Here is a 9541-nt window from a genome sequence, read left to right as displayed (position 1 = left end):
CGCGACGTGGATGTGTCGATCATCGAGAACGACGTGGAGATGATCCAGGCGGCGGGCAATTTCGGCTTCAAGGTCTATTACGGCGACGGGGGGCGGCTGGACGTGCTGCACGCGTCGGGGGCGGCGACAGCGGAGGCGGTTCTGGTGTGCGTGGACAAGCCCGAGGTCGCCGATCACATCGTCGAACTTGTGAAGGCGGAGTTCCCCCTGACGCGGCTGTATGTGCGCGCCTTCGATCGGGGGCATTCCCTGCGGCTGGTCAAGGCGGGCGTGGACTATGAGCTGCGCGAGACCTTTGAATCCGCCCTGAAGTTCGGCGGCCGGGTGCTCGCCGACATGGGCCTGGACGATCGGGGCGTCACCGAAACCCTGGACGATGTGCGGCGGCGCGACGAGCAGCGCTTCGAGGCCCAGATCACCGGCGGCCTGACGGCGGGCCGGTCCCTGATGCGCGGCAATGCGGTGACGCCCCAGCCGGCGCCCTATGTGCCGCCGAAGCGCGAGGCCAGGCCCCTCAGCGAGGAGACCGCCGACGTGCTGGAGGATGAGGACGCGCCGGCCTGAGGCTCAACGAAAAACGGCGCTCCCGAAGGAGCGCCGTTGATCTTGATCACGGTATGTCCGCGATTACTGGCCGTTGCGCGCGGCGGCCAGACCCACGCGGGCCTGCAGGTGCTGGTCCTGACCGATGGCGCCGGAGATCTGGTTGAAGCGATCCAGCGTCAGGCCGGAGCCTTCGATGGCGGCGGCCATCTCGGCCTGCTGCTCGGCGCTGGGCGCCGCGCCGTTCAGGGACTGGGCGATCGGGGCAATGCCGCCCATGGCGCGGGCGAACTGCGCAGCCTCGGCGTCGGTCACGCCCGCGGCGACGGAGCCTTCCGGCGAGGCGGGCGTGGCCGCGACGGCCACGCGGGCCTGCAGCACCGGGTCCGTCGAGATGGCTTGCGAGATGGTGTTGAAGCGGTCGATCTCCAGACCCGAAGCCTCGACGGCGGCGGCCATTTCAGCCTGCTGCTCGGGGGTCGGCTGGCCGCCCTGAACCTGCTGGGCGACCGTCTGGAGCCGTTCCATGGCGCCGGCGAAGGCGGCCAGTTCAGCGTCAGTCGGCTCGCCCGCCGCAGCGGCGGCGGCCGGAGCCTGGGCCTGGGCCTCGGCGCCGGCGTGCATGTCGGCTTCCTGGGCCATGGCGGCCCCGGCGAAAAGAGCGGCTGTGGAGACGGCGGCGATGAGCTTGAGACGCATGTATTGTCCTTCGGATTGTCCACTCGGTTCAGACAGAACCGTCACACGCAAACAAAGGTTCACGACTTCCCGCGCGAATGTGGAGTTGAATCAATGGGAAGGTGGGAGAACCAAAGGATAGCCCGGTCTCGGGCGGCCATGCAACTAAGGCGGCAATCGGGCCTGGACGGCGTGAAAACGGCCACGTTTCCCGTTATGTAAGCCTCTTCCGCACACCAGCGCCGCAGGATCGCCTCAACAAAGTGACGCCGCCCGCCCACAGATTCTCCGTCGCGCCGATGATGGACTGGACCGACCGGCACTGTCGGGCGCTGCATCGCGTCCTGAGCCGCCATGCCCTGCTTTACACCGAGATGGTCACGGCGCCGGCGGTGATCCATGGCGACCGCGAGCGCCTGCTGGGGTTCGATCCGGTAGAGCATCCCGTGGCCCTGCAACTGGGCGGGTCCGAGCCGGATCAGCTGGCCGAGGCGGCGCGGATCGGCCAGGGCTTCGGCTACGACGAGATCAATCTGAACGTGGGCTGCCCGTCGGACCGGGTGCAGTCGGGCCGCTTCGGAGCGTGTCTGATGCGCGAGCCGCAACTGGTCGCCGACTGCATGGCCGCGATCCGCGAGGCTGTGACCTGTCCGGCCACCGTGAAATGCCGCATCGGCGTGGACGATCAGGATCCGGTCGAAAGTCTGTTCGCCACCGTGGACGCCAGCGCAGCCGTGGGGGTGACCACCTTCATCGTCCATGCCCGCAAGGCCTGGCTGAAAGGGCTGTCGCCCAAGGAGAACCGGGACGTGCCGCCGCTGGACTACGGCCTCGTCCGGCGGCTGAAGCGGGAGCGACCGCACCTGACCATCGTCATCAACGGCGGCGTGCCCGATCTGGACGCTGCCGAGGCGCACCTGGCCCCAGACGAGCATGGCGTCGTGCTGGACGGGGTCATGCTGGGCCGTGCGGCCTATCACGAGCCAGCGCTGCTGGGAGAGGCCGACCGGCGGCTGTTCGGGGCGGAGACGCCGGATGTGGACCCGTTCGAGGCCATCGCGCGGTACCGGCCCTACATGGGCGCGCGGCTGGAGGAGGGCGTCCATCTGCCCGCCATGACCCGGCACATGCTGGGCCTGATGCACGGGCGGCCGGGCGCGCGCGCCTTCCGCCGCATCCTTACGGTGGAGTCGATCCGCCCGGGCGCCGGGCTGGAGGTTGTGGATCAGGCCGTCGAGGCTGTGCGCGAGGCCGAGGCGAAGCGGGACGCCCGTGCGGAACAGGCCGCGTGAACGGCCTGCCGGTGGCTGACCTGCTGCTGATGGCGGCCGCCCTGGCCGGCGCCGGAGCCGTGGCGGGGGTGATCGGCGGCCTGTTCGGCGTCGGCGGCGGCACGGTGCTGGTGCCGGCCCTGTTCTACGCCTTTTCGGTGCTGGGCGTGGGCGGCGAGAGCAATCTGCATGTGGCCATCGGCACCTCCCTGCTGACCATCGTCGCCACCTCCTGGAAGTCGCTGGCCACACACCGGGCGCACGGCGCGGTGGACGAGACGGTGCTGCGCACCTGGACGCCATGGGTGGCGTTCGGCGGTCTTGTGGGCGCGGCGGTCGCGGGGGTGACCTCCATGGGGGGGCTGGCCATCGTCTACGGCGCCTGCCTGCTGCTGGTGGCGGCGCAGATGGGCCTGCTGCCGGAGCGGATCACCCTCAGGCCCGACCTGCCCACCGGCTGGGGCCGACGCGGCGTGGGCACGCTGATCGGCGGGCTGTCGGCCATGATGGGCGTGGGCGGCGGCAGTCTGGGGGGCATGACCATGGTGCTGTGCGGACGGCCGATCCATCAGGCGGTGGCCACCGCCTCGGGCTTTGGACTGGCGATCGGCGCCGCGGCGGCGCTGGGGTTCGCGGTGTTTGGCTGGGGGGCGGAGGGACGGCCGCCGCTGTCGCTGGGCTACGTCAATATTCCGGCGGCGGCGATCATGGGGCTGCTGACCGCCCTGACGGCGCCCATCGGCGCGCGCCTGGCTCACCGTCTGAACCGGGCCGTGCTGAAGAAGGCGTTCGCGGTCTATCTGCTGGCCACCGCGATCTCGGTGGTCGTGAAGGCGCTTTAAGGCCTGAGCGTCAGGCCGTGGGGTGTCGCCTCGATGCGCGACAGCCGGCCCAGATAGCTCATGCCCAGCAGGGAGGCGGGCAGGCCCCGCTCCACCACCAGGGCCTGGACCCGCTCCACCCGCGCGCCGGCCACCGCCACATGGGCCAGCTCGATGCGCGCCGCGCGGCCCTCGCCGTTGGCGGTGATCACCGTGTGGTTGAAGTCCTCGGATTCCAGCATGAAGCCCAGACGCAGGGCGTCATCGCGGGTCAGGGCCACCACGGTGGCGCCCGTGTCCACCAGCACGCGCACCGCACGCCCGTTGATGTCAGCCTCGGCCCAGTAGTGGCCGTCATCGGCGCGGATGATCTGGGCGGCATGGCTGGTGGCCGTGGGGGAGGGCGCGGATGCGCTCATCAGGACGGGCGCGGCCTGGGCCCGGCCAGCGTCGCCAAGATGGCTGACGCCATAGCCCAGGACGCCCGCAGCCGTCAGGGCCAGGGCGAACATCACGCCGGACTGGAAATCGAAACGCGCCATGGAGCCCACCATGACCCAAAGCCCTTGGCGTCCGGTGAAACGGCGTGGTGAACGAATTCAGAATCTGAGGGCGGGATCCAGGCGCTCCTTGCGCGCGGGCAGCTCGGCGATGATCCGGGCCCGCTCCTCATCTGTCATCTTCGACCAGCCGCCGATCTCGCCGAGCGTGCGCAGGCACCCCAGGCATAGGCCCGAGCGCCCGTCCACGGTGCAGACCTGGATGCAGGGTGTGGCGACCGGGCGGGGCGGGCGACTTGAATTCGGGGCGTTGAATTCCGACATTGGTCCCGACGCGACACGACCAAGAGGGTGAAATCCCCAACCGGCGCGCCGCGTCTTCTTTCATCGTTCACGAAAGGAGACGCCAACAATGAACGATAAGCACTTCAACCTCCAGAACGCCGTCATGCAGTTCGCCCTTCTGGGCGGCACGGCCTTCAATTCCCGGACAGTGCCCTCCAACCGGCTTCGCCGCCGGCCTCTGGAGAAGCTGTCCAACACCCTGAAACTGCGGAAGCGCCCGTAGCCGGTTCAACCGTTATGCTTGCCATGAGCGTGTTTTGCGGTGCACATTCATCATCACACACTGTTCGACACGAATGATTGGATGACGTCATGATGATCAGCTTGCTCTCCGCTGCGGCCATGGCTCTGACTCTTCAGGCCCAGCCCGAGCTGCAGACCGACGCCCAGCCAGCCACGCCCCAGGCCGCAGCCGAGGCCGAAGTGGCCCAGACTCGGGCGGACCGTCGCAACGAACGCGTTTGCGAGCGCCGCCCGGTGACGGGATCCGGCATCTCCCGCCGGGTCTGCTCCACGCGCGGCGAGATGGAAGACCGCGCCGAAGCGGACCGTCAGCGGCTGGAAAGCATGCAGGGCGCGGTGACCGAGGGCCAACCGAACGGTTTCGCGCCCCCTCAGTAATCCGCCCTATCTGAATCAACAGGACCCCGGTCCCATCAGGGCCGGGGTTTTTCTATGGACGAGACATGACCACCGCACTGATCTCGGCGGAGCGACGCGGCGCCGTCCACATCCTGACCCTGAACCGGCCCGAGCGGTTGAACGCCCTGCCTGACCTTGAGGACGGGGACGCTTTCGCCGCGGTCTGTGAAGCGATCAACGCTGACCTGTCCGTGCGCTGCGTGGTCATCACGGGGGCGGGCAGGGCGTTTTCGGCGGGCGGCGACCTCAAGGCCATGAAGGAGCGCCGCGATCTGTTCGAGGGGTCCGGCGCCGAGATCCGCGAACGCTACCGCCGGGTAGTCCACCGCATCGTGCGGTCGCTGTACGCCCTGGAGGTCCCGCTGATCGCGGCGGTGAACGGTCCGGCCATGGGGTTGGGCTGCGACATCGCCGGACTGGCCGACATCCGCATCGCTTCGGACCGCGCCAGTTTCGGCGTCCCGTTCCTCAAGCTGGGCATTATTCCCGGCGACGGCGGGTCATGGCTGCTGCCGCGCAACGTCGGCTATGCCCGTGCCGCCGAGATGCTGTTCACGGCCCGGTCCATCGATGCGGAGACCGCGGAGCGATGGGGTCTGGTGAATCGCGTCGTCGCCCGTGATGAGCTGATGGACGAGGCCATGGCGACGGCGGAGCAGGTGGCCGCCCACGCCCCTCAGGCTCTAAGGATGGGCAAGACCCTGTTGCGGCAGGGCCGCGACATGAATTTTGATCAGATGCTGGAGATGTCGGCGGCCATGCAGGCCCTGGCGCACCTGACCGATGACCACCTCGAAGGCGTGTCGGCGGTGCTGGACAAGCGGCCGGCGGACTTCACCGGCCGCTGATCCGTTCGGTCCCGCGCTCAGGACGAGCGCATGGCGCGGTCCGGGCCGACCCCGACGGCGGTTTCCCGCGGCGCGCCGGCGGTCTGACCATCCTTCATGAACTTCACCAGCACCCGCTGCCCGATCAGGAACGGGGCGTCACCGGCCGAAACCACCACCTCGACCACGCGCTCATCCGCCCTTTGGGACGGGTCGTCCGACTGAAGGCGGCGGGCGCCGAACAGACCGGCGCGACGCAGCACTTCACCCACGTAGACCCGGCTGGAGTCGCCCTCGGGGGTGATCTCAACCTGTTGGCCGACCGTGATGTTGGGGATGTCAGCCTCCACGATTTCGGCGCGCACGATGCGCTCGGTCATGGGCTCCAGGTCGAACATGGTGGACACGTTCAGGGTCGAGGCGCCCGCGCCCGGCTGGGCGTAGCGTCGGGCGATGCGGCCGGCCATGGGGGCCCGGATGGCGGTCAGTTCGAGGTTGTACTGGGCCTCGTTCAACCGGGCCTGCGCGGTCTGGACAGAGGCGCGCTGGCTGGTCAGACGGGCCTCGGCCATCGCAATGGCGTCGCGGGCCTGATCGAGGCGCTGCGCAGCGATGAAATTGCTGTCGGCCAGACGGTTCATGCGTTCGAATTCACGCCGGGCGGTGTTCAGGTCCACCTCGATCGCGGCCAGTTGCGAGCGGGCCTGGGCGACTTCGGCGGATGCGCGCTGCACAGCCAGACGAGGTTCGTCGTCCTCCTGGCGGGCGAGGATCTGTCCTGCCGTGACTTCATCCCCTTCGTTGACATAGACCTCGCGCACCACGCCGCCGCGCCGGGCCGCCACCTGGATCACCCCGCCCTCCACGTCCGCGCGCCCGTTGGCGATAGCGGCATAGGGGCTTTCCGGCGCCTGGGCGGTTGCGGCCTCCAGGGCAGCCTGGCGCTGCTGGCCCTGCCCCTGCATGAACAGGAAGCCGCCAATCAGCAGGATGACCACCACGAGAGCGATCCAGGTGCGCTTTTTCTTGAGGAAACCGGGGATGGACATGGGTTGCTCTTTTTCTGGTTCTTAGTGCGCCGAAGCCAGCACCGGGTTCGCCTCGGGCGTCCGTCGCTGGTCGTCTAGAATGCGGCCGTCTTCGATGTGGATGACACGGTCGGCCCAGGCTTCGAGCCGGGGGTCGTGGGTGACGCAGATCACGGCGGCGCCGTGCTCGGTGGCGGCGCGGCGCAACAGGCGGATCACCACCTGTCCGTTCTCGCCGTCCAGCGCCGAGGTGGGTTCGTCCGCGAACAGGATCTGGGGGTTCTTGGCGAGCGCGCGCGCGATGGCCACGCGTTGCTTCTCGCCGCCGGACAACGACGACGGGCGCTGATGCAGGCGCGGGCCCAGGCCGACCTCCTCCAGGGCCGCGGTGGCCTGGCGACGCGCCTGATCTCCCGAAAGCCCCTGATATTTGAGGACCGTGGTGACCTGCTGCAAAGCGGTGAGCGCCGGGAAGAGGTTGAAGCCCTGGAAGATGAAGCCGCAGTGATCCAGACGGAATTTGTCGATGCGTCCGGAGGAGAGCTTCCACAGATTCTCCACGTCGAGGGTGTCCACCCGGCCCGCATCAGGCTTCAACAAACCCGACAGGGCTGCGATCAGCGTGGACTTGCCCGAGCCGGACGGGCCCATGACCATAGTCAGGTCGCCGTGGCGGGCGTCGAAATCGACTCCCTTCAGCACTTCTATGTAGGTGCGGCCCGTCTTGAAGCGCTTGACCAGACCCTTGGCCTCGATGGCGAAGTCGCCGTGCTTTCCATGTGTCGCGGTGGTCATCGCAGCAAATCCGCGGGCTGGCTGTTCTTGAGGATGCCGAGCGACAGAAGGCCCGACACCATGGCGATGAGCACCAGTCCGCCGCCCACGATCAGAAGAAGGCTGAAGGGCAGGGCGATGATGACGGCGTTGGCGCTGGCCAGCAGCGACACCAGCCAGGTCAGGAAGATGGCGGCGACCACGCCCACCAGGCCCACCCAGAAGCTGAGTTCGAGCACGATCCGCCGCAGGGAGCCCATGCTGACGCCCAGCGCCCTGAGGGAGGCGAACTCCTTGATGTTGGCCATGATGGCGCCGCGCAGGGTCTGCCAGGTGATGGCCACGCCGATGATGGCGCCCAGCACCACGCAGCCGCCGATGATGATGACTAGTATGCCTTCCTCGAACATGGCGCCGGCGTTGGCCTCGGCCAGCTCGACGCGGGTCCAGGCGCGATAGTCGCCCCTGCTGGCGGCGTTGATCTGCGCCGCCACGATTTCGGCGCGCGCGGGATTCTGGATGGCGATCATCAGCGGTCCGACCCGGGGACTTGAATCGCTGGTCTGCCCCATCATCCGCAGGGTGTCCCGCGAGGTGACGATGGTGGGCTGCATCATGTTCGGATAGCCGCGGATGATGCCGACCACCGTGACGGTCTGACCGTTGTAGATCGCCCTGTCTCCGAGTTTGACGCCCAGGGTCGGCAGGGCGGATTCATCGACGGCGACGGTGAAGGGCTGTCGCAGCGCCTCCACCAGCTCATCGGAGTAATCCACGGGAATGGTCACCGAACCGGGCGCCGTGTCGATTACATTGACCATGACGTTGCGCTGGCGCGGCGCGCCCTGGCGCGCCCGCTCGGCCGCGGACATTGTCGGGTCGATGTTGCGGATGTTCTGGAACATGCCGCCGGACATGGCCAGCGGCCTGACCTGAACCACCTCAGGGTGATTGTAGATCAGCGGGATGTACCGGCGCGGCATGCCCATCGGGCCGCTGAACAGCGCCGTGGCGCCGGGCGGCAGAACGATGACATCGGCGCTCGAGCGCTCGATGGCGGCCGTGAAACCCTTGCCGATGCCGATGAACACGCCGGTCATGGCCAGCACCAGAAGGCCGGACAGGGCCAGCGCCATGACCGCCGCCATGTAGCGGCGCCATTCGTAGAGCAGCGTTGCAAGCGCGAGTGACATCGAACCCCCTTCGTTGTCCCCCTGTCTGAAGGTCAGCGTTCGCCGGGCCAAGTTAAATCGGGGTAAGGGTCGGAAAGACGGGCCGTTTTCCCTTTCACATCAAGGTGTCGGCCTCAGTGCTGGCGCGCCGGACCCGGCCTTGCTAGTCAGTTCGCCCACAAGCGCCGCGGTTGATCGGCGCGCTCAGGGAGCCTTCACCCATGTCGCTTCGCCTCACCGTTTCGGCCGCCGTCCTGGCGCTGGCCGCCTTCGCCTCGTCCGCCGCCCAGGCCGACGAAGGCATGTGGACCTTCGACAATTTTCCCACCGCCACGGTGAACGCGAAATACGGCACCGACATCGATCAGGCGTGGCTGGACAGCGTGCGCGGCGCGGCCGTCCGTCTGTCCAGCGGCTGCTCGGCCTCGGTGGTCTCGGGCCAGGGGCTGGTGCTGACGAACCACCACTGTGTGGTGTCCTGCGTCCAGGACCTGTCGGACGCCGAGAATGACTATGTCCAGAACGGCTGGATGCCCGCCGCCCGCGAGCAGGAGCGCCAGTGCCCCGGCGTGCAGGCCCAGATCCTCACCGAAATCACCGACGTCACCGATCAGGTGCTGACGGCGGGTGCGGGCCTTGAGGGCGCCGCCTTCGTACAGGCCCGCAACGCGGTCAGCCGCGCCATTCAGGAAGAGGCCTGCGGCGACGACGACACCCGCACCTGCCAGGTCATCAGCTTCTATCGCGGCGGGCGTTTCGCTCTCTACGAGTACCGCAACTATTCCGACGTCCGTCTGGCCTTCGCGCCGGAGTTCCAGGCGGCCTTCTTCGGCGGCGACCCGGACAATTTCAACTATCCCCGCTACGCCCTGGATGCGGCCTTCCTGCGCCTCTACGAGAACGGCCAGGTCGTCGAGACCCCGAACCACCTGACCTGGAA

13 protein-coding genes are annotated in these 9541 nt (G+C 68.1%); 7 read left to right on the top strand and 6 right to left on the bottom strand.

Features of this window, described 5'->3' with window-relative positions; all coding sequences use genetic code 11:
* Nucleotides 1-564, top strand: a 564-nt coding sequence (locus C0461_RS11630; RefSeq protein ID WP_292107096.1) for an NAD-binding protein, incomplete at its 5' end; no start/stop codon positions are given.
* Nucleotides 565-627: 63 nt separating this feature from the next.
* Here C0461_RS11630 and C0461_RS11625 read toward each other — a convergent pair.
* Nucleotides 628-1242 carry a DUF4168 domain-containing protein gene (locus tag C0461_RS11625; protein ID WP_292107095.1) on the bottom strand — a complete coding sequence of 205 codons (615 nt, stop codon included), beginning with the start codon at nucleotides 1240-1242 and terminating at the stop codon, nucleotides 628-630.
* Between the two features lie 242 nt (nucleotides 1243-1484).
* Here C0461_RS11625 and dusA point away from each other — a divergent pair, with 242 nt between their 5' ends.
* Nucleotides 1485-2513: a tRNA dihydrouridine(20/20a) synthase DusA gene (gene dusA / locus C0461_RS11620; RefSeq protein ID WP_292107093.1), complete on the top strand. Its 1029-nt coding sequence runs from the start codon at nucleotides 1485-1487 to the stop codon at nucleotides 2511-2513.
* Nucleotides 2510-3334 (top strand): sulfite exporter TauE/SafE family protein, encoded by an 825-nt coding sequence (locus C0461_RS11615; RefSeq protein WP_292107091.1) that lies wholly within the window; start codon nucleotides 2510-2512, stop codon nucleotides 3332-3334. The genes dusA and C0461_RS11615 overlap by 4 nt, the downstream gene beginning before the upstream one ends.
* Here C0461_RS11615 and C0461_RS11610 read toward each other — a convergent pair.
* On the bottom strand, nucleotides 3331-3855 hold the full coding sequence (locus tag C0461_RS11610) for a TIGR02281 family clan AA aspartic protease (protein WP_292107090.1): 525 nt from the start codon (nucleotides 3853-3855) through the stop codon (nucleotides 3331-3333). The two genes, C0461_RS11615 and C0461_RS11610, sit on opposite strands and share 4 nt — an antisense overlap.
* A 57-nt stretch (nucleotides 3856-3912) precedes the next feature.
* A complete protein-coding gene (locus C0461_RS11605) occupies nucleotides 3913-4137 on the bottom strand; it encodes a DUF1289 domain-containing protein (RefSeq protein WP_292107087.1) in 225 nt (74 codons plus the stop codon).
* Between the two features lie 88 nt (nucleotides 4138-4225).
* On the opposite strand from C0461_RS11605, the gene C0461_RS11600 reads away from it, so the two are divergent.
* The 3 genes from C0461_RS11600 (at nucleotide 4226) to C0461_RS11590 (ending at nucleotide 5648) form a co-directional block, all read left to right on the top strand.
* Nucleotides 4226-4381 (top strand): hypothetical protein, encoded by a 156-nt coding sequence (locus C0461_RS11600; RefSeq protein WP_292107075.1) that lies wholly within the window; start codon nucleotides 4226-4228, stop codon nucleotides 4379-4381.
* 89 nt (nucleotides 4382-4470) lie between these two features.
* Complete coding sequence (locus C0461_RS11595) at nucleotides 4471-4779, top strand: hypothetical protein (protein WP_292107073.1); 309 nt, start codon at nucleotides 4471-4473, stop codon at nucleotides 4777-4779.
* Nucleotides 4780-4844: 65 nt separating this feature from the next.
* Nucleotides 4845-5648: a crotonase/enoyl-CoA hydratase family protein gene (locus tag C0461_RS11590; protein WP_292107071.1), complete on the top strand. Its 804-nt coding sequence runs from the start codon at nucleotides 4845-4847 to the stop codon at nucleotides 5646-5648.
* A gap of 17 nt (nucleotides 5649-5665) precedes the next feature.
* Here the strand turns inward: C0461_RS11590 and C0461_RS11585 are convergent, their stop codons facing one another.
* From C0461_RS11585 to C0461_RS11575, 3 genes are read right to left on the bottom strand one after another with little or no spacing between them, the layout of a single operon-like run.
* Nucleotides 5666-6670, bottom strand: coding sequence for an HlyD family efflux transporter periplasmic adaptor subunit (locus C0461_RS11585; protein ID WP_292107098.1), 1005 nt, complete (start codon nucleotides 6668-6670; stop codon nucleotides 5666-5668).
* A gap of 27 nt (nucleotides 6671-6697) precedes the next feature.
* Nucleotides 6698-7450: an ABC transporter ATP-binding protein gene (locus C0461_RS11580; protein ID WP_292107070.1), complete on the bottom strand. Its 753-nt coding sequence runs from the start codon at nucleotides 7448-7450 to the stop codon at nucleotides 6698-6700.
* Entirely contained in the window at nucleotides 7447-8622 is a 1176-nt protein-coding gene (locus C0461_RS11575) for an ABC transporter permease (protein ID WP_292107068.1), read from the bottom strand. Before C0461_RS11575 ends, C0461_RS11580 begins: the two co-directional genes overlap by 4 nt.
* Before the next feature lie 200 nt (nucleotides 8623-8822).
* Here C0461_RS11575 and C0461_RS11570 point away from each other — a divergent pair.
* A partial coding sequence (locus C0461_RS11570) for a S46 family peptidase (protein ID WP_292107065.1) occupies nucleotides 8823-9541 on the top strand: 719 nt, incomplete at its 3' end.

The sequence above is a fragment of the Brevundimonas sp. genome, from assembly GCF_013823285.1.
Lineage (GTDB): Bacteria > Pseudomonadota > Alphaproteobacteria > Caulobacterales > Caulobacteraceae > Brevundimonas.
The sequence above is the reverse complement of the archived record's forward strand: the minus strand, read 5'-3'. Positions and strand labels throughout refer to the sequence as shown.